The 19691-nt window shown below is 68.7% G+C and carries 12 protein-coding genes; 4 read left to right on the forward strand and 8 right to left on the reverse strand.

What is annotated here, in order from left to right; genetic code table 11:
* Positions 1-146: 146 nt before the first annotated feature.
* On the forward strand, positions 147-1979 hold the full coding sequence (locus IPJ17_12635) for a M14 family metallopeptidase (protein QQR72361.1): 1833 nt from the start codon (positions 147-149) through the stop codon (positions 1977-1979).
* Here the strand turns inward: IPJ17_12635 and IPJ17_12640 are convergent.
* Genes IPJ17_12640 through IPJ17_12650 form a run of 3 tightly spaced genes read right to left on the reverse strand, consistent with a single transcriptional unit; the run spans position 1963 to position 7045 of the window.
* Complete coding sequence (locus tag IPJ17_12640; GenBank protein QQR72362.1) at positions 1963-3825, reverse strand: histone deacetylase; 1863 nt, start codon at positions 3823-3825, stop codon at positions 1963-1965. The genes IPJ17_12635 and IPJ17_12640 overlap by 17 nt on opposite strands.
* Positions 3807-4118: a Smr/MutS family protein gene (locus IPJ17_12645; GenBank protein QQR72363.1), complete on the reverse strand. Its 312-nt coding sequence runs from the start codon at positions 4116-4118 to the stop codon at positions 3807-3809. Before IPJ17_12645 ends, IPJ17_12640 begins: the two co-directional genes overlap by 19 nt.
* Positions 4115-7045, reverse strand: coding sequence for a hypothetical protein (locus tag IPJ17_12650; GenBank protein ID QQR72364.1), 2931 nt, complete (start codon positions 7043-7045; stop codon positions 4115-4117). The genes IPJ17_12645 and IPJ17_12650 overlap by 4 nt, the downstream gene beginning before the upstream one ends.
* Positions 7046-7111: 66 nt before the next feature.
* On the opposite strand from IPJ17_12650, the gene IPJ17_12655 reads away from it, so the two are divergent.
* The gene (locus tag IPJ17_12655) at positions 7112-8224 is read left to right on the forward strand and encodes a DUF4388 domain-containing protein (protein QQR72365.1); all 1113 of its coding nucleotides are present in this window, start codon (positions 7112-7114) and stop codon (positions 8222-8224) included.
* A gap of 10 nt (positions 8225-8234) precedes the next feature.
* Here IPJ17_12655 and IPJ17_12660 read toward each other — a convergent pair whose 3' ends face one another.
* Together IPJ17_12660 and recA are read right to left on the reverse strand one after the other, a co-directional pair.
* Positions 8235-8660: a hypothetical protein gene (locus IPJ17_12660; GenBank protein ID QQR72366.1), complete on the reverse strand. Its 426-nt coding sequence runs from the start codon at positions 8658-8660 to the stop codon at positions 8235-8237.
* Positions 8657-9688, reverse strand: a complete 1032-nt coding sequence (recA, locus tag IPJ17_12665; GenBank protein ID QQR72367.1) for a recombinase RecA — start codon at positions 9686-9688, stop codon at positions 8657-8659. Before recA ends, IPJ17_12660 begins: the two co-directional genes overlap by 4 nt.
* Positions 9689-9721: 33 nt before the next feature.
* Here recA and murB point away from each other — a divergent pair, with 33 nt between their 5' ends.
* A complete protein-coding gene (murB, locus tag IPJ17_12670; protein QQR72368.1) occupies positions 9722-10828 on the forward strand; it encodes a UDP-N-acetylmuramate dehydrogenase in 1107 nt (368 codons plus the stop codon).
* Positions 10829-10912: 84 nt separating this feature from the next.
* Here the strand turns inward: murB and IPJ17_12675 are convergent, their stop codons facing one another.
* Positions 10913-11743, reverse strand: coding sequence for a hypothetical protein (locus IPJ17_12675; GenBank protein QQR72369.1), 831 nt, complete (start codon positions 11741-11743; stop codon positions 10913-10915).
* A gap of 224 nt (positions 11744-11967) precedes the next feature.
* Here IPJ17_12675 and IPJ17_12680 point away from each other — a divergent pair, with 224 nt between their 5' ends.
* Positions 11968-13656: a hypothetical protein gene (locus tag IPJ17_12680; protein ID QQR72370.1), complete on the forward strand. Its 1689-nt coding sequence runs from the start codon at positions 11968-11970 to the stop codon at positions 13654-13656.
* Positions 13657-13853: 197 nt separating this feature from the next.
* On the opposite strand, the gene IPJ17_12685 is transcribed toward IPJ17_12680, so the two are convergent.
* Complete coding sequence (locus IPJ17_12685; GenBank protein ID QQR72371.1) at positions 13854-15752, reverse strand: hypothetical protein; 1899 nt, start codon at positions 15750-15752, stop codon at positions 13854-13856.
* A 1950-nt stretch (positions 15753-17702) separates the two neighbouring features.
* Entirely contained in the window at positions 17703-19685 is a 1983-nt protein-coding gene (locus IPJ17_12690; GenBank protein ID QQR72372.1) for a matrixin family metalloprotease, read from the reverse strand.
* Positions 19686-19691: the final 6 nt, after the last annotated feature.

The raw sequence follows: 19691 nt of genomic DNA on the forward strand, positions 1-19691 counted from the left end.
CGTCTGCAGCGTTGCGCTCGGTCGGCCGGCTCGACGTACTGCCCAGTACGCCTGCGCCGGCCTCGGTCGCGGCGCCTTGCAGCCACAGCCATCTGCGCCGCCTCGCGACGGAATGGGGTGAGAAATCCGGGCTAGAGTCGCCGGTCATGACGACTCGCCGCTCGCGCTCGCCGTTCGTCGCCACGATTCTGCTGCTCACCGCCTTCGCCTGCGCTGCAGCTCGGGCGGCCGCGGGCGACGACATCCCGGCTGAATGGCGGACCCCCGCGGAGCTCGCCGCCTTCGAGGCGACGCCGCCGCTCGCCGAGACGATCGGTTTTCTCGAGCGACTGGCCGCGCGCTTCCCGGCGCTCCGGTTGGAGCGCTTCGGCACCTCGGCGGCTGGACGGCCGATGACCGTGGCGATCCTCTCGGCGGATCGTTCCTTCACCCCGGAGGCGGCCGCGGCGAGCGGCAAGCCGGTCCTGCTGGTCTGGAGCGGCATCCACGCCGGCGAGATCGACGGCAAGGACGCGACCCTGATGCTCCTGCGCGATCTCGCCCTTGGTCGCCACCCCGAGTTGCTGTCCGCGGCGACCGTGCTCTTCGTTCCGGTCTACAACGTCGACGGCCACGAGCGGATGTCGCCGTGGAACCGCCCGAACCAGGACGGTCCGCACCAGGGGATGGGGTTCCGCACCACCGTCGACGGGCACGATCTGAACCGTGACTTCCTCAAGGTCGAGACTCCGGAGGCGCGGGCGCTCGTCGGCCTCTTCAACGCGTGGCGACCTCACCTGATGGTGGATATCCACGTCACCGACGGCTCGGACTTCGACTGGGTGCTGACCTGGGCGGCACCCGAGGCGCCGCAGCTTGCCGCGCCGCTCGACAACTGGATGAAGGCACACCTCCCGGCTGCGCTCGCCGCCACGGCGGCCGCCGGTCACAAGACCGGACCGTACGTCGACCTGCTCGACGGCAGCGACCCGGCGAAGGGATTCTCCTCATTCAACGCGGAGCCGCGCTACTCGACGGGCTACTTCCCGCTTCGTCAGCGGCCGTCGATCCTCGTCGAGATGCACTCCTACAAGCCGTACCGCGACCGCGTGCTGGCCGTGCGCGACTTCCTGGGGGCGCTTCTCGTCGAGGTCGGGCGGGGGGCGGGCGAGCTGCGGGGGGCGGTGGCGGCTGCCGAGCGGGCCGAGGTCGAGAGCGGTCGGCCCGGCGCGGCCGCGTCCACGGTGTCGCTCGCCTTCGACGAGTCGGAAGCGTCCGATCGGATCTTGTTCCCGATCTACGACTGGCGGCTCGAGCCCTCGCTCGTGTCGGGCCGTCCGATCGTCCGCTACCAGCGCGGCCAGGTGCGGGCGCTCGAGGTCCCCTGGCGCCACCGTGCCCGGATCGCAGCGAGCGCGCCGCGGCCGCGCGGCTACCTCGTGCAGGCCGGCTGGCCGGCGATCGAAGAGCGCCTCGCCGTGCACGGGCTGCGCGTGAGCCGCACGACCGCTCCGGTGGAGATCGAGGTGGAGGTGGCACGCCTCGGGGAGCCGAAGGCCGCCGAACGGCCCTATCAGGGGTTGACGCGGGTGACCGCCGCTGCCAGCTGGACGCGCGAGCGCCGGACGATCCCCGCCGGCACGCTGTGGATCCCCGCCGACCAGCCGGATTTCGAGGTTGCGGTGCAACTGCTCGAGCCGGAGGCGCCCGATTCGCTGCTTGCCTGGGGAATGCTCAGTCTGGTGTTCGAGCTCAAGGAGTGGATCGGCGGTGCGGTGCTCGAGGACGAGGCGCGGCGGCAGCTTGCCGACCCGGCGGTGGCCGCCGCCTGGGAGGCCGCCCTGGCCGACCCGGCCTTCGCCGCGAGCCGCGAAAAGCGCTGGCTCTGGTGGTTCCAGCGGACGCGCTGGTTCGATGCCGAGTACCGGGTGCTGCCGGTCTTCCGGGTTCCGCAGGCGTTGCCAGCCGACGCGCTCGCGCCGGCTACGACCGTGCGCTGAACCGCGTCTCCGGCTTCGGGCCGACCAGGCGGTACCGCATCCCGGCGCTGAGCCGCGCCACCTCCTCGAGGTAGGCGTCGCCGCCGAGTTGGTCGCGCAACGCGGCGAGCACCGGCAGCACCATCGGCGTCCCGGCCCATCGCACCGGTTGGCCGGTGACCTCGTCGACGACGCGGCCGTCGCCCGCGGCGCGGCTCGCCTCGCCGAGCGGCAGGTTGGCGAGCGCCGTCGCGAAGGCACGGTAGCGTGCCTCGGCGGACGGGTCGACGAAACGCAGCAGGTCGTGGGACTGGGCGGCGAGATGGTAGTGAGACGGCACGAACCCGACGGCAGCGAAGCCGAGCCGTTCGCAGATCATCACGAGAAGCGACATCACGTCGCGCAGCAGCCCGAGACCGGGCGCTCGCTGTCCCGGTAGCGCCGGTCGGGAGGGCGAGAAGGGGCTGCGCGGGTTCTGGAGCAGCAGCCACTCGACGAACAGCAGCTCGGAACCGGGCAGCGTCCGCCGATCGCGCCGCAGTCGCAGCTCCATGATGAGCTCGCGACGCGCCGCGTCGCCGTGGATCCGTACCGTCTGCCCGCCCGGGTGGTCGAGCTCGAAGCTGATCGCCGGCTGGAACCCGAGCTGTCGCAGCTTGGCAAGAAAGCCATAGCGTTCGAGCGCCAACTCGACGCCCTGTCGGGTGTAGAAACCGGCGAGACGCGACTCCTGCGCGGATCCGCCCAGGCTGCCGGCGAGATCCTCGTACGACAGGCTCCAGTCGTCGTCGCTTCGCGCTCCCTGGAGATCGGCCGGGGAGAGGGCCCGGGCCATTCGCCGGTACTGGTCGAGCGTGAGCTCCTCGCTGCTTGGCGGTTCGATCCGTCTGCGGGAGACGATCCAGGCGAGAAAGCGGGCGCTGTAGCGCCAGGTGTGCTCGCCGTAGCCGCCGGCGAGCACGCCGACGAACGCCGGCGGCTGGCGGAGGCGACGGAAGGTCTCGTAGACGAATCGGTCGCGGCGCAGCATCCCGTCGGCGGTCAGCTTCCAGTTGCCGAGCCGGTCGTCGCCCGCCGGATCGCAGCCGGCGACGTAGAGCACGAGGTCGGGCAGGAACCGGGCGGCAAGGGGCGGAAGCTGCTCGGCGAGGGTGGTGAGAAGCCGCTCGTCTTCGACGCCGGCGCCGAGCGACACCGACGTCGACTCGACCGCCTGCTCGTCGCCCCATGGCGCGTTGTGGATGGAGAAGGTGTGGACCGACGCGTCGTCGGCGAAGATGCGTCGGGTTCCGTCCCCGTCGTGCAGGTCGAGGTCGACGATCAGGACCCGGCCGGCGAAGCCCTGGCGGCGCAGGCGGCCGACCGCCAGGGCGAGATCGTTGAAGAGGCAGAAGCCCTGGCCGCGGTCGGCCAGGGCATGGTGGAATCCGCCCCCGAGGTTGAAGGCGACGGAACGCCGGGGGAGCGCGGCCTCGGCCGCCATCGCCGTGCCGGCGGCCATCGTCCGCTGGGCCTCGATCAACCGCTCCTGCTGCGCCTCGGTGAGGTCGACCCCGAAGACCCGAGAGAGGCCTCGGGGCTCGTGCACCGATTCGAGGTAGCCGTCGGTGTGAACCAGGCGCAGCTCCTCCCAGCCGATCGGCTCGGGGAGCAGCACGCGGTTCGGCCGCACCAGCCGTTCCTCGGCGAGGAAAGCGAGGATCCGTTCGCCGCGTTCGGGATCGTGCAGGCCCCCGGGGAGGCGGAAGGTGTAGCCGGGGCTCCAGGCGATGCTGAGTCGCGGCCCGGCGATGTGCAGGCGCAGGCGACGAGCGAGACGCTGCCACCACTGACCCCGACCACGAGCGATCACCTCAGGTTGACGCATGTCGCCCCCCGTCCGCCGGCTTCCGCCGGAGCGTCGGCAAAGTCGAGCACCCGCCGGTCGCGGGCGAGCAGCGCGCGCACCACGTCGCGCTGCACCCCGATCCCGCGCCCGTGGATCAGACGCAGCGCCTTGCGGCCCGCTGCCTCGGCGGCATCGAGCGCTGCGGCGACGATCTCCGGGACGTCGCGGGGTGCGAAGCCGTGCAGGTCGACGACGTCACCGAGGACCACCTCGACGACGGCAGCGACGTCCGGATCGTCGTCCGGAGCGGTGGCTTCGTCCGCCGGGCTCATCGGAAGAGCTTGAGGAAGACGATGTAGATCGTGAAGCCGTCGTCCGGCCCCGCCACCGGTACCCCGAGATCCAGATTGACCAGGGTCTCCCAAGGGCCGATGAACGAGCCGGTCAAGCCGACGCCGGCGAGCAGCTCGCGGTCGAGGCCGGAGGCGGCGTCGGTCGCCCAGGCGACGTCGCCGATCGCCTCGAGGCGGAAGGCCTTGCCGATCTCCAGGCCGCCGGAGAGGTGGGCGGCCCAGGCCTCCTCGGCGCGGACCTTGCCGATCTGGTAGCCGTGAACGCGGTTGCCGCCGAAGAAGCCGAAGCCGTACTTGCTGAAGCGGTCGAGGTCCGATCCCCCGAGGTAGTCCACCTCGAGGCCGAGCTTGCGGAACTCGGCGAAGTACCAGTTCTTGCTGAGCGAACCCTCCCAGGTCAGGTAGTCCTTGGCCTCGGGGTCGTACTCGGGGTTGCCGGGATAGCCCCACGGCTCCCAGGTCGAACGCCGGTGATAGCCGCCGTCGAAGCGCAGCCGGTATCCGGAACGGGCGAATTGCAGCTCGAGACCGAGGCGCTGTTCGAGGTGGTCCGAGGGGATCCGGAAGTCGCTCGCCGTCTCCTCGCCCTTGCGGTAGTTCGAGTAGGAGAGCCGGTAGGTTCCCTCGAGCTTGCCGTAGCTGCCGAGCGGATAGCCGACGTTCAGGGTCACGCGAGCCGGCAGCTCGCGCACCGTCTCGGCGACGACCTCCTTGTCGTTGCGGTAGATCGAATCGCCGAGCGGGTAGCCGAAGACGAAGGCGTCGACGCCGAGATCCATCCGGGTGCCGAGGAAGCGCGGGTCGGCGTAGTTGACGATGCCGAGCACCCCGCCGAAGAAGGCGTTGAGCTGCCGCTTGCCGCCGCGGAAGTCGAGGTCGAAGTAGTTGACGCCGACGAGTGGCACCGGGAAGTCGAGCGCACCGTCCCAGAAGGCTCCGCCGAGAGCGAAGAGCTTGTGAGTGACGAGCTTCTCCTGGACCTTGCGCTCGCCGCCGGTGCCGTCCTTGACGAGATAGCGCAGTCCCTTGTCGGTGTCCCGCACCATCGTCGACTCGGAGGCGAGCACCTCCTCGCGCCGCGCGTCGAAGGTCGGACCGTTGATCTGCAGCCGGCTGAGCGTCGTCTCCCGTTCGACCACGGTGGCGGAATTGACCACCGAGAGGATCTGCTGGCCGCGGGCCGCAAGCGGGAGGACGTAGGCCTCCCGGGACCAGGCGGTCGGCTGGCCGTTGGCGTCGACCGGGGAGTAGTCGAGCGTCTCGTCGTTCGACAGCACCTCGCCGGTGAGCCCGAGTTGGAGCGTGCGGCTGCGGACGCGATGGAAGGTCTCGCGATCGACCCAGACCGTGCCGCGATAGAGGGTCCGGCCCGGTGCGGCGGCGGTGGTCGGCTCGAACTCGACCGCCCAGGTGCTGCGGCCGGCAATCGTCTCCGTCCCACGGAGGCGGTAGCGATACTCCTTGCCGAGTCGGATCTCGAGCGGCATCGCCGCGGCCTTCTCGGGCTGGATCAACGGGATCTCGGGCAGCTTCTTGCCCTTCCAGCGAACGCCGTTGATGTAGAGCTCCTGCCACGCCCAATCGAAAGCCTGCCCCTGGCGGACGAAGTACTCGCCCTGGAAGGTCGCCTCGAGGCTCTGCACACCGGAGCCGAGCTGGAAGCGCAGCGTCGTCGCATTCACCGCCTGGTAGTGGAGGAGACGACGCTGCTGGGCGTCCTCGGAGGCTTGCAGGCGTCGCAGGATCTCCTCGACCGGAATCGGGCGCTCACCGGCGACGTCGACCTGTTCGGAGATCCCCGCCAACTCGGCGACCGTCGGCCGGGACAGGCGAAGGAGCGCTACCGGTCCCGCCGGGGCCAATCGCAGCACGAGCCCCGGTCCCTCGCGACGGGGCGCGGGCAGCGGCGTCGCGGTACCGGTCTTCAGATCGACGCCGAGCGGCTCGCGGAGCTGCGGGTCGTCGAAACGCAGCGTCGCCGTGCCTCGGTCCTCCGGGGTGGCGACCAGCAGCCGCAAGCCGAGGTCCTCGCCGCGCACGAAGGCGATCGCCTCCGCTCCGCCGGGAGCCGAGCCTGGGTCGAGCGAGAGGTCCCCGACGAGCTCGTTGGCGAGCACTCGCAGCGGTGCGAGCGACTCGGCGGTCAGCGTCGGCGTGCGGAAGAGCACGAGCGAGGCTCCGGCGGCGAGCCAGCGTCCGACCTCGAGAGGGGCCTGCCGCGGGTCGGCAGGGAAGGGCAGGGCGTCGATCGCCAGCGGCCGGCCGGGGTCGAGCTCGGCGACGAGGGCGGCGAAGCGCGGCAGGTCGGCGAGCGCTGGCGGCGAGAGGGTCACGAGATCGAGATAGGCGGCCACCTCTTCGGCATAGAAGGCGCGCAGGAACGCCTCGTCGGCCGGCAGGGGCCCGCTGGCGATCTCGGCCTCGGGCTCGGCGCCGGTGATCGCCACGGCAGCCCGCTTGAGCAGGAAGGCCTCGTCCGCGGCAGTGACGTCGCCGGCCACCGGTGTCCAGACGATCTCGTAGCGCGCCTGCGGGCCAGCCTGGCGCGCCAGCTCCGCGGCCGCGGCGAACTCGAGCTGCAGGTCGGTGGCGTGGTCGACGAGCGGCGCCGCGGTACGGAAGCCCAGTCTCACCCAGGGGATCAGGCCCGCCTTCTCGACGGCGCGTGCGACCGCCGGCGAGGCGTAGCTGTCGGGCGTGAGGTTGTACCCGGCGGCGAGAAAGGCCCCCGAAGCGAGGGCGGGAGCGCCCGGGGCGGCGGCGAGCAGGACCAGCGGATCGTCGACCAGGACCCCGGCGCAGGCGCGACAGGGCGCCAAAGCGGCGCTCGCGGCTGGAGCCAGACCGGCGAAGACGAAGGCGAGGGCGGCGAGCGCCGGCACGGCGCGCAGGGTCGGTCGGATCATGGGGAGAGCATAGAGGGGGGTGCGGAGGTTGTCACCCCGGCGGGCGACCGCTAACATCGCGCGCCGATGGAGTTCTCCGGCCGGCTGAGTGCTTTTCCGATCGGCGACCTGCTGCAGTGGGCGCACAACGATCAGCGGACGGGTGCGCTGGTGATCCGCCGCGCCGGCCGCGAGAAGCGCATCTACTTCCAGGACGGGGAGGTCGTCTCGTGCTATTCGAGCGAGGCGGCGGAGTTCTTCGGACAGCACCTCCTCGTCGGCGGGCTCATCGACGAGCTGGCCCTCGTCAAGGCACTCACCTTCTGCCAGAAGGACGGCAAGCGCCTCGGGGTCGCCCTGAACGCGCTCGGCATCCTCTCGCCCGAAGTGGTGCTCGACGCCCTGCGCCGGCAGATCCAGGACCTGGTCTGCGACATCTTCCTCTGGCCCCACGGAATCTTCTATTTCGAGGCCGAGCTGCCGCCCCGAGAGGAGCTGCTGCCGGAGGCGCTCTCGTCGGTGGCGCTGGCACTCGAAGGCGCGCGCTGGCTCGACGAGCTGGCGCGGATCCGCCGCGTCTTCGTCCACGACAACATCGTCCTCGGGCCGGGGAAGCACTTCCCGGGCGAGCGCCTCTCGCCTCTCGAAAGCCGGATCGTCAAGGGGATGCGCGACCAGATCGCCCTCGGCGACCTCTACCAGCTGGTGCGGGGCTCCTACTTTCGCTTCCTGCAGGCGGCGTTCGGTCTGGCGGTCCGCGAAGTGCTCGACGTCAAGGGCGTCGGTGAGACGCCGAAGAGCGCCAGCCGCGAGATCCACCTCGCCGACCTGCTGGTCGAGCAGGCGGCCGAGGAGCAGGTCCTCTTCTTCCGCAACCACCTCGCCTTTTCTCTCGACCTGCTCGACGAGTTCTTCCCCGTCTGGGTCAAGGACCTGCGGGAAGACGAGATCCTTCCGTTGAGCGAACGAGCCCGCGAGCTGGTGTTGGCGATCGACGGCGAAACCTCGCTCGGCGAGCTCGTCGAGGGCAGTCGACCGGAGCGCGCGTGGCGGCTCGAGCTGATCGCCGAGCTGTTGCGCAAGGGCGTGCTCGCTCTCCTGCCGATGGCGGCGAGCGAGCTGATGAAGTCGGCCGGGCGGGCTGCGGCGACGGGTGCGCCCGGCTGGTGGGCCCGCCTGGCGAAGGCGGCGAGTCGCTGACCGGCGACGGTCAGTCGCGGCGGGTCCGCTGGCTCAGTCGAGCCGCGGCGGCGAGCAGGGCCACCAACCCGAACGAGGCGGCAGGGCCGAACCCGCGCGGCAGGATGCGGAAGGTAGCTCGCCCCTGCGCGGTTCCGGCCTTCGCCCAGAGCTCCTGCGGCCCCGCGGCGAGCCCGCGAGTCGAGAAGGTCACGGTGCCGCCCGCGGGCGGCACCGTCGCGCTGGCCAGCAGGCGATCCTCGGCGTAGAGCAGGACGACGACCCGCGCCGACGGCGTCTGGGCGAGCGGCACGACCCGGACCGTCGCGGTGCCCCCCGCCCAGGCCGGCCCGGCCACCGCGAGGCGCAGGCCGGCCGCGTCGGACGCGGCACTCGCGGCGGCGCAGACTCCGAGCGCTCCGCCGAGCAGCGCGAGCCACCGCCGGCTGCGGCTCACTTCGCGGCGGCCTCCTCGGCCTCCTTGAGGGCGGGCAGGCCGAGCGCCTTGCGCATCTTCGTCTCGAGCTCGTCGGTGAGCTCGGGGTTGTCGCGCAGGAACTGCTTGGCGTTCTCGCGCCCCTGGCCGAGACGCACGTCGCCATAGGCGAACCAGGCGCCGCTCTTGATCACGGCCTTGTGCTCGATGCCGAGATCGATCAGCTCGCCGGTGCGCGAGATCCCTTCGCCGTAGTCGAGGTCGAACTCGGCCTGGCGGAAGGGGGCGGCGACCTTGTTCTTCACCACCTTGATCTTGACCCGGCTGCCGGTGACCTCGTCGCCGTCCTTGAGCGCCGCGATCCGCCGGATGTCGATGCGCATCGAGGCGTAGAACTTGAGCGCGCGGCCGCCGGTGGTCGTCTCCGGGTTGCCGAACATCACGCCGATCTTCTCGCGGATCTGGTTGATGAAGACGAGGCAGGTCTTCGACTTCGAGACGATCGCGGTGAGCTTGCGCAGCGCCTGCGACATGAGACGCGCCTGCAGGCCGACGTGCGAATCGCCCATCTCCCCCTCGAGCTCGGCCCGCGGCACCAGCGCCGCCACCGAGTCGACGACCACGACGTCGACGCCGTTGGACCGCACGAGCATCTCGGCGATCTCCAGCGCCTGCTCGCCGTTGTCGGGCTGCGAGACCAGCAGGTTGTCGATGTCCACGCCGAGCTTCTTGGCGTATTCGGAGTCGAGCGCGTGTTCGGCGTCGATGAACGCCGCGATGCCGCCCCGCTTCTGGGCCTGGCCGATGACCGAGAGCGCCAGGGTGGTCTTGCCGGAAGACTCCGGACCGAAGACCTCGACCACCCGCCCGCGCGGGAAGCCGCCCACGCCGAGCGCCGAGTCCACCGCCAGCGAGCCGGTGGGGATGACCTCGAGCTGGAGGCCCTCCCGCTGCCCGAGCCGCATGATCGAGCCCTTGCCGAACTGCCTTTCGATCTGGGTCAGCGCCCCTTCGATCGCCTTCAACCGCTCTGCCTTCTGATCCGCCATCGTCTCGTCTCCTGATCTCCGGGGCCGCCCGGGTTGCGGGGTCTCTATACTATCCGTTGCCACCCCCGTTCCCCGGAGCGCCACGCCCGTGCGGGCGAGCGGAGGGAACGGTTCGATTGCATAGGACGCATTCCGATCGCCCGATCTGACGACGAGCCTCTGCGGACGCTCGAATGCCGCCTGGGGGAGATCCCCGGCGTCGCCTGCCGGCGGGATGTCGTCCTGGCGTCTGCGACGACGCTGCGCCTCGGCGGCGCGGCCGAGCTGTTCGCCGAGGTCGGCACCGAGGGCGCTCTCGCCGCGACGGTGGCGTCGGCGCGCCAGCTCGGGGTGCCGCTCTTCCTGCTCGGATTCGGCTCGAACGTGCTCGTTCCCGACGAGGGGATGCCGGGTCTGGTCGTCCGGCTCGGCGGCAGCTTGCGGCGGACTGCGGTGCGCGGCGAGCGGGTGAGCGCGGGGGCGGCGGCGTCGATGCCGCGCCTGGCACGACGGACCGCCGAGCACGGCCTCTCGGGACTCGAAGCGTTTGCCGGATTCCCGTCGACGGTCGGGGGAGCGGTCTACATGAACGCCGGCTGCTACGGCAGCGAGATTCGCGACGTGCTCGTGTCGGTGCGGCTGGTCGAAGCCGACGGGACACGGCGCCGCGTGGCGGCGGCCGAGCTCGAGCCGTCCTATCGGCGGACGAACCTCGGGGCACGGGGAGCGATCGTCACCCGAGCTCTCTTCGAGCTGCGCACCGCCGAGCGGCAGACGGCGCTCGCCCGCATCGCCGAGCTGGCGAGGCGCCGGCAGGCGGCCCTGCCGGGCGGGCAGCCGAACGCCGGCTCGGTGTTCAAGAACCCCCCCGGGGACCACGCCGGACGCCTGATCGAGGCCGCTGGCCTCAAAGGAACGCAGATCGGCGGGGCGCGGATCAGCGAGAAGCACGCCAACGTCATCGTCAACACCGGCGGCGCGACGGCCGCCGACGTCCTCGACCTGATGATCATCGTCCGCGAGACGGTGGCGAAGCGCTTCGGCGTCGCTCTCGATCCGGAGTGGGTTCTGGCAGGAGAGTTGCGCCGCCGCTGGGACGGGGGTGAGGCGGAGATCTCCCTCGCACCGAAAGGCGGCGGAGGTGCTGCGGCGCCGACTTGATCGTCAGACAGAGCTAGTGTCGGCTCCGGAGTGGCCCTGAGCCTCAGAATTCCGGCCACCCGGAGCCGAGGATGAGACGCTGAGCTAGGGGTCGGGACAGTTGAAGCAGGTCGGGCTTACCTCGCAATCAACAAGGTAGTGGGCTTCGGACGCCGTCGAACACCATTCCGAACCGGCCCCGGTGCACCAGAATCGAATTGGACCGAGTCCCCTCCACTGGTTCCCTGCCAATGGGTCCCGCCACCTTGCGAACCAGAAATGGTCTACGGGTCCCCCGGGTTCTTTGCTGCCACCGTTCCGCTGTATGACCTCGACTGGATACAGCTTGCCATCCTCGCAGAGGCGACCAGCCCGACAGTCGAACAGCCAAGAATCGATAGTCCCGATCCAAGTGTTCTCTTCGAAGCCTTCTTGCCACTCAGAGTTCGTCCAGGTGCCCGGGCAGGTCCCACCTTCCCAGGTTTCCACCCAATAGCCTGGATGGTCCATGAAGGCGGAGTCGTTGACGATGCCGTCGACAAAGACCTCGATGCCCTTTCTTCCAGAGCTGTGGTCACGGAGAGCGTGGAGGAAGTTCAGATTGCCTCCGTTCGCATCACCCGTGTCGTCCATGAGCTTGATGAACCCGTTCTCGGCGTAGAAATGCTCCTCGGACCAGGGGTCCGGCACTCCTTTCGCCCAGATGAAAAGCTCAGTTCCGGCGCAGTGATTCGCGGAGTAGGCGTAGGTTCGTTGGTAGCTCCCACGAACCCCATAGGTCTCGGCCGTGCAGGTTGTCGCGTCGCCGATTCCAGCTGTGGTGTTTAGGAAGTAGTTCCGCGGGTAGAACTGAACCGCTGGAAGGTCCGTCGGGAAGGGTCCGGCAAGTCCGAACAGAGCAATTAAGACTTGTCCGAATCGTGCAGGAGGTGACATGGAGTCCGAGCTCCTTTCCGGCCCGAAATTGAGCCGCAATTAGGATAGCCGATGCATCAGTGTTGCGAAGTACATGTCTTCACACGGCCGGTGTTTCGAAACTCACTACTTGGAGTCCGCAGTCCGGCCTCCACTTGAGGGACAGACGTTCAGCACTCTCTCGGTCGTCTGTCGTGACAAAGGCAAGTTCCAACCTGAGGTAGGATCGAAATGGCGGAAAAACGGTGAAGCCAGTGACCGAATTCTCGCCCTCAGCCCCTTCGGCGAGGGTCCGCAGCCCGGCGATGAGGGCTGGTGGGAGCCGCGCTAGTATCCCCAGACTGCTTGACCTTCTTGTGGCGGCGACGGGCGCGGTCGCCTTGGCCCCCATAGTCGCTGCGCTCTTGCGCTCTGTGCTGCGCCCCTGGCCCGAGACTCTGTTCGACAACGATTTGGCGACGATCGAGGTCGCCGTTCGCGAGGTCATCGCGTTCGAGCGAGCGGTGGGCGCCTATTCGAGATTCGGTTGGGCGCAGCCGGGACCGGCCGGCTTCGTCGCTCTGGTGCCAAGCTATCTTCTCCTCGGCCAGGCTTCCTTCGCTCTGATCGTCGGCGCCCTGTTGATGCACGCCGCGGCGGCTGGTTGCGCTCTTCTCCTCGCTTGGCGCTACCTCGGCCGCACCGCCAGCCTGGCGGTGGCTCTTGGAGTGCTGGTGCTCCCGTTGGCTTTCACTAGCAATGAGCTGGCCAACCCCTGGCCCCCGTTCCAAGTAGTCGCGCCGGTCTTCTTTCTGTTGACCGCGGCGAGTGCTGTCGCGGTCAATCGCTCGGCGCCGTTGGGAGCGGTCCTGCTTGCCGCAACCATCGCCGTGCAGACTCATCTCGGGACGGCGCCGGTCGTAGGCGCCGTGCTGCTCGTCTGCCTCGCCGTGCGCCACTTCGCGCCGCGCCTCGAAGTCGCTCGTTCGCGTCGCTCTCGGGCCTTCGCCCTCGCAGCCGGCCTCTCGGCCGGGGCGCTCTGGATTCCGCCGCTCGTCGAGCAGCTCGGCCCGCATCGGGGCGGCGAGCAGGCCGGGAACATGTCGCTGATCGCGCGCACCTTTCGGCATCGCGACGGCCATCGCGACATCGTCGGTCTTGCAGGGGGGCGGGAACTGGTGAGTGCCAGCGTCGACGATTGCGCGCGGGCCTTGCACAGGCTGTTCGAGTCGCAGTCACAGCCTGCCGCTCGACCCGAGGAGGATCGAAGCGGTCGCCCTACGAGGGTGTTGCTGCTCGCCCTGGTAGCCGCAGCCGCGATTGCCGCCTGGCGACGGGATCGCATCGCTTTGGCGATGCTCGCGGTCGCCAGCGCCGCGCTGGCTGCCGGGCTCTTTGCGGCGGCCAGCATCGTCGGCGAGCCACTACCCTACCTGGTCACGTTCCTGGTTCCGGTGATCGTGAGCGTCGGAGCTGCGACGTTGGCGAGCGTCGGAGGCGCCGTAGTCGCATGTCTCCGTGCGCGCGGTGCAGGGACTACGGCGAGATTCGCTGCCGCATCGGTGATTCTTGCGGCCGTTCTGCGCCCCGCCTGGGCGACGACGATACGCGATCGCCGGGAGCTCTGGTTGAATACTCCTCCAGGGCTCGAAACAGTCGTCGATGCCGCGCGTGGCGCCGCTGCCGCTGGGACGAAGCCTGGCGGTTGTGCGCGCGTCGGTGCGGTTGGAGATGCCTGGGTGTGGGCGAGCGGCGTCGTTCTCGCTCTCGAAAAGAGCGGTCTCTCACCGGCGATCGACGACTCATTGGTGACGCTCTTCGGCAAGAAGCGCCTCGGCCCCGGGCGTGCGTGCGTCGAGCTTCGACTCGTCGATCGACGTGTCGAGAAGGCTCCGGCCGGCGAGGTTCTGGCTTCCATTCCGGCGGTCGACCTGGTGCAACTGAAGCAATATTGACCGGCGTCCGCACGAGCCTTAGCGCTGCTAAGCGCTCGTGGCCTCGGTCAAGCGGGTGGAGTCGGGAGCGCCCGCCTCCTGCAACGCAGACATTGGGGGGGATGCTCGAGCGCCAGAGACCGTCGAGCCAGAACGACTCGGCTTCTCGAAGCTCCGCAAGGCGAGGGCCGCGGGAAACCAAGCCGAGATTCCCCGGCTCAATCGTCAGGCAACACGTAGATCACCACCGGCTCTTCCTCGAAGACCACCTTGAGCACGCCGGCTCTCTCCGCGGCGGAAATCCGGTCAAAGGCGGTACGGCGAGTGCTCGCCTCGAAGAGATCCCAGTGCACTTCGAGGTGACTGAGGCCGAGGCGGCGGAGGTCGTGAAGATCGTCGGATACCGGGAACGGGTCGAAACGTTCCTGGAAGGCGCGGTAGCTTGCCGGGAGAAAACCGCTGTAGCCATTGGCGATCGGCTTGCCGTGGAAGCTGGCGAGCCACATTCGCTCGGCTTCGCGGTGGTCGCCGAAGAGCGGGAGCACGAGCACACCGCGCACCGTGGGCTCGTCGCGAAGGAACTGACTACTCTTCGGCAGATCGGTCTGCGAGGCCACGGGAGTCCACTCGAACGACTTCGGCGCCAGCTCGGCGGCCAGCAACGCGCAGGCGGTCAGTGGCAGCAGGCGGCGGGCAGCGGACGAGCGCAGAGCATTCGTCACGGCGTCGAGGCCGACGCCGGCCGCCAAGGCCAGAGCGGGAAGCGCGAAAGCCCAGAATCGCTGGGGCACGCGCATCCCGTCCATTCCGGGGACCCAGGAGCGCAGCGTGAAGAAGACGATGGGGTGGGCAAGGAGCGTCGAGACGAGACCGCTCGCGAGGAGCCCGCGAATCCAGATCGGGTCGATCCCGACCAGATCTCCTCCGTCAGACTCCCCAAGGTCGGGTCGATCCGCTCGACGGCTGCGCGCGAGGGCGACCGCAATCAGCAGGATCCCGGCGAAGAAGACCATCGACGGGCGGCTGTAGTGGTGCAGCGCGAGGCCGCGGAGCCAGCTCGGCCGATCGTTCTCGGTGAGCGTGTAGAAGTCGGCAAACCCCAGGCCGAGCACGACGGCGCCCGCCCCGGCCAGCAGGAGACGCCTGGCGTCGCGGTCGAGATCGTACCAGCGCGGCCCCCGGCAGAGGCGCCAGAGCAGGGGAAGACCAAGAACACTCAAGGCGAGCGGCAGGAACCCCGGGAAGAGCCCGTTTTCGCCCCGGTAGGGCGGGCCGATGCCGAGGCCGTCGACGAGGCTGCGCGCCGTCGGGGTGAGCCAGCTCCAGACCACGGCGGCGTATGGAACGATGTCGATCGTCTCGCGCCGGATGCCGAGGGTCGAGGCGTAGCGGAGGTAAGGCAGAAAGAAGCTCAGCGCCACCACCCCGCAGCCGAAGGCGGTCGCCGCGAGGACGGCGATCGCCCCGCGCTCGCCGAGCCGCGACCGCGAGCTCCGGTCGAACAGGCGATTGACCGCCAGGATGGCGAGCGGAAAGTGCAGCATGTAGGCGAGGTAGGTTCCGCCAGAGACCTGGAGGGCGTAGAACAGGAAGAAGAGAGCAGCTCGCCCGACCGTCGGCCGGGCGAGGAGGCGATCGAAGCTCCAGAGGGCCAGCGGAATCCAGGGCATCAGCAGGATCTGCAGATGCGAGAGCTGGTCGAAGCGGAAATGGGTGAAGGCGAGGGCGATGCCCCCGAAGAGCGCTGCCTTCCTACTCGTACCGGAACGGGCGAGGACCCAGTAGGTTGCCAGACCGCTGCCGACGAATGAGAAGAGCAGGAGCAGGTTGTAGGCCGCGACCGGGCCGACGCCGACGAGCCCGAGGGCCCAGGTCGCGGCAGCCGGGCCGAGCAGATGATCCGAGAGCGTCATCGTGCCCTGGGTGGGGTGGAAGAACGGAGCCGTCCAGAAGCCCGAAAGTCCGTGGGCGATGCGCTGCGCCCCCCACTTGATGAAGTAGAGGTTGAGGAGGGGATCGCCCCAGTCCGGGCCGACAGCAGATGAGATTTGGCGAAACGTTGACGGGAGGTAAGCCGCGGTCAAGACACCAAGGAGGAGTGCGGCCCTCAGGGTCATGCGCAAACTCGAGGGTGAGGAGGCCGGCGCCCATTCGGCGAGGTTGTTGCGAGCCCTGGCCAAGCGCTCGAAGCTTCCCCAAGCTCGAAGGCGACGGAGGGTTCCGCGCGTGACAGTTGCGCTTAGGAAGAGGATCGGCACCAGGACCTGAATCAGAAGGCGGTTCCACGTCACTCGCACCAGGCCAAGGTCTGGGTTGACGGAATAGGCCGTAGCGGCGATCAAGAGGGGCGAGCTCGCAGCGATAAGGAGCGGGCGCGGGGCGCGTCGGCGGAGCTGTGGAAGCCCAAGGAGTATGGAAGCAATGACGATCGACCAGAAGAAGCCCCAATCCTCGAAACGGAATAGCATCCCGACCGCCTCTTTGGCCGGTCCGGCGAGGTTTTGGGGCAATCTAGCGAGAAGGTTCCCGAGCGAGAGCCTCTCGAGGTAGTTCTCGTTGAAACGACCCGGAATTCGCGCCCTCCATGCGAGTAGCAGCCCGGCCGCGGCCGCGACCGGTAGAGCTCCGAGCGCAAACCGTGCTGCCAGATGGTGAAGAGGTCTCTGTCGCACCAAGAGGGCCCCGGCGAGAGAGACAGGCACCAGGATCATCCCCTCGTTCTTGCAGAGCAGGGCTCCCGCGAAGAGGAGGCCAGCGAGTGCAGCGTGTGTCGCGACGAACCTGCGTTCGATGGCCAGCAAGAGCGCACCACCGAGGAAACACGCGAGCGGTAGGTCGCTATAGACGCCGCCGGCACCTCCGTCTGGGTTGCTGGCGACTACGGGCAGCAGCGACGCGAGTAGAGTCGTAACTGTGGCTGCCTGTCGGCCTGCCAGGCGTCGCCCTCCCTCGAAAACCAGAACGAGGAGGACCGGGTAGAAGAGCGCGTAGAGGGGAGCTGCCGAGAAGAGCGCTAGCGACCGGCGAGAGAGGGCTGCGCTCACAACTTGGCCCAGCGGCATCATCAACGGATAGTGGGAGTGGGAGACGTAGATGGTCTCGTCGGTGAACGCCCTAGGCAGCACTGTCTCTTCGGCAGCGACGAAGCGCGCCAACGTCGCCCAAGTTCCGCGGCCGTCGAAATCGTGGACCGGGTCTGTTGCCGATCTCAGAAGGAGGCCGCCTCCGATAAGGGTGGCGAGCGAGACAAGGAACACCGAAGCTGGGCCTCCGCGTGCCGAGGAGCGCGACAGGAGGTTGGCTGGTGGCCCTCCTCGAAGGCGCCGTACTCGCTTCATCAGCAGGCCGAACAGGGCGGCCACCGAAGCCAGCGAGCCGGCCACCGACAAGATTCCGGCTCGATCGAGTCGCACCCACTCGGCGAGAGACAAAGACCAGAGTGCGATCGCAAGGAGTGCTTGTCCGACGAGGAAGGCATAGGCCGTTCGAAGGGTCAAGGACCGGTCGCGCAGCGCGCCAACTGAGGCGAGGACGCTCCAGCCGAGGAGCGCCATGAGAACTGGGCCGGCGAGGCCGGAAGTCAGCCTAAGGAGCATTGGCCCCGGCGAGCCAGCTCTCAAGGTCTGCCGAAGTCCAGAGCTCGGGCGGCTCGGAATCTGGTTGGGCGACGACTATCCAGAGCCCTTCGGCGACTAGCTCGCGCGCCAAATCGGGTCTCCGGCGAACCTCTTCCAACGAACCGAGGTACAGCGGGCGGCGTGGTGCGAGGTCGTAACGCACCCAGAAGGCCCCTCCGTCGCGGAGATCGACGGCGTCAGCCAGCCCATACCTGTCTCGCGATGGGATTCGAAGCGAGATCGTCCCGATCGCCGCGGCGTATTCCTTTCCGCGGACGCGCTCCAGCGCCTGTGAGGGCGACTCTGAGGCGTGAAGGAACGACTCGATCCAGTTCGTCACCGATGGGGTGAGTACTCTGACTACACTGAATCCGAATGCGGTCGCGAACAGACTGATGACGACGATCCCGAGACCCGACCAACCCGGGGCGGGTGCCGCTCCGGGTCTGGTCACTTCGGGAAGCTGGTCGTGTCAATTCCGCCGCAGTAGTTGCCGGCCGGGTTGAGGTAATTCCGGCTGACGCCGCGTACTGTATCGGTCACACGGAGGGTGTACTCGATGTTCGACAGCGATCCGTAGAGCACGAGGAACTTGTCGCCGAAGTCGAGTGTCTTGACCAGGATCTCGAGGTTGGCCGGATCGGTAAACGAGAAGGCTCCGGTCAGCGTCGACAGCCGGCGGGCGCCGCCCGTTCCGCTGGTGCTGTTGAACTGGTTGCGCCAGTCGACGGTGAGGCGGAAGCGGCCATCGAGCAGGCAGAGCGTCGTCGGCGAGTCGGAGCAGCTTCCGGCCCGTTCGAGCAGGGACCTGTCTTCGCTGAGCCCTGCCGGAGCGGTGAGCGCCGCTGCCTTGGAGAAGTCCGGGTCGATCGCGCCGCAGTCGCCCGTGGTGTTCGTGTAGGTCTTGGTGCGCCCGGTGACCGTGTCGGTAACCTTGAGCTGGAAGTTGAGGTTGGTCAACTGGCCGTAGAAGACCTTGATCTCGGTGCCGAAATCGAGCACCTTGACGATGAGCTCGATGTTCGACGGGTCGTCGAAATAGAAGAAGCCGGACAGATCGGTGTTGGTGACCGCGCCGCCGACACCGGAACGGCCGTTGAACTGGTTCTGCCAGGAGACCGAGACCTGGAAGCGCCTGTTCAGCAGGCAGAGCACGCTGCCGCCAGCGCCGCAGGTGGGAACGCCGCCGCCGACGGTGTAGAGCGCCCGCAGGGCCAGGATGTCGTCGCTGTTGAGCTGGCCGCCGCGCCCGTCGTTGTGGATGTAGGCGTACATCAACGCCTGCTTGAGCGTGCTGTCGGTCTCGGTCTTCGACTCGCTCGCGTGGCCGAGGCCCAGGTTGTGCCCCATCTCGTGGGCGAACAGCTCTTCGGCAGCCTTGCTCGCATTGCCGCTGCGTTCGAAGAAACAGGAGATCCCGTCGTTGGTGACGATGTCGCCGCCCTGGATGCGGATGAACGTCCTGCCGCCGAACTGCCCGGTGGTCGAGGTCGAGTACCACGGCCCGCCGAAGGCGAGCGTGCCGCCGCCGGTGCAGCTGAAGGTGTCCTCGATCTCGGCGCTCGGGTCGTTGAAGAGGATCGTGTTGACGCCGTCGTAGGTGTCGAGGCCGCCGGTAAGCGCCGTGGTGCCGCCGTAGACCAGGTTGATCGGCGTCGAGGTCTCGTTGTTCCAATCGCGCAACGCCTGCTGGAACTCGGCGAAGCCGCCGCCGGTGAGCCCTTGCTGGCCGTCCTGGTAGGCCAGATAGGTGACCGATCCGCCGACGTCGAACTGGAACCAGCGGAGGTTCAAGCCGTTCTCCTCGAAGAGCGTGAAGCGCTCGACGAGCGTCTCGACCTGCTGCGGCTCGACGGCGACGAAGTACTGCGGCCGGCGGGCGATCCCCGCGGCGCGATCGGCGACCCAGTCGGCGAAGCGGTCGAAATCGCGGACACGCTTGAAATCGCGACTGGCCTCGCGGTCGCCGAGCGAGAGCTCGCTCGCTTCACGCGCGTCGCGAAATGCCACCGGGCGCTCGTCGATCTCCATCCGGTGGAAGGCCCCCTGGAGGAGATGGAGCACGTGGTAAGCCCCGCTGTTTCCCCGCCGCAGGAAGAGGAGCGCCGACTCCCCGTCGGCGAACGACGGAGCACCCCAGATCCGCTGACCGACACCGTCCTTGCGCACTCCGCCCGGGACCTCGACGGTCAAGGCGGCGGAGGGGTCGTCGCCCTTGAGGAGCCGCTCGACGACGACGCGATAGCGCGTCATCGGGCGCCCTTCGCCTTCCGGTGCCAGCCGCTCTTCCACCCGAACGACGGCGATCAAATCGGCCTGCGCGGTCAGGTCGGCGTCCGAGACGGCGACGAACGAGGTCGCGGAGGCGGCTCCGGCGACGAGCAGGGGGGCGAGGGCGGCGGCGAGGCGGGCGAGGCAGGAGATGCGGGGCATGGGCTT

The sequence above is a fragment of the Holophagales bacterium genome, assembly GCA_016699405.1.
Classification (GTDB): domain Bacteria; phylum Acidobacteriota; class Thermoanaerobaculia; order Multivoradales; family JAGPDF01; genus JAAYLR01.

What these genes read in the sequence shown, in the direction of transcription:
- IPJ17_12635 (QQR72361.1), top strand. Translation starts at nt 147, where the DNA reads ATGACGACTCGCCGCTCGCGCTCGCCGTTCGTCGCCACGATTCTGCTG.
- IPJ17_12640 (QQR72362.1), bottom strand. Translation starts at nt 3,825, where the DNA reads ATGCGTCAACCTGAGGTGATCGCTCGTGGTCGGGGTCAGTGGTGGCAG.
- IPJ17_12645 (QQR72363.1), bottom strand. Translation starts at nt 4,118, where the DNA reads ATGAGCCCGGCGGACGAAGCCACCGCTCCGGACGACGATCCGGACGTC.
- IPJ17_12650 (QQR72364.1), bottom strand. Translation starts at nt 7,045, where the DNA reads ATGATCCGACCGACCCTGCGCGCCGTGCCGGCGCTCGCCGCCCTCGCC.
- IPJ17_12655 (QQR72365.1), top strand. Translation starts at nt 7,112, where the DNA reads ATGGAGTTCTCCGGCCGGCTGAGTGCTTTTCCGATCGGCGACCTGCTG.
- recA (QQR72367.1), bottom strand. Translation starts at nt 9,688, where the DNA reads ATGGCGGATCAGAAGGCAGAGCGGTTGAAGGCGATCGAAGGGGCGCTG.
- IPJ17_12675 (QQR72369.1), bottom strand. Translation starts at nt 11,743, where the DNA reads ATGTCACCTCCTGCACGATTCGGACAAGTCTTAATTGCTCTGTTCGGA.
- IPJ17_12685 (QQR72371.1), bottom strand. Translation starts at nt 15,752, where the DNA reads ATGACCCTGAGGGCCGCACTCCTCCTTGGTGTCTTGACCGCGGCTTAC.
- IPJ17_12690 (QQR72372.1), bottom strand. Translation starts at nt 19,685, where the DNA reads ATGCCCCGCATCTCCTGCCTCGCCCGCCTCGCCGCCGCCCTCGCCCCC.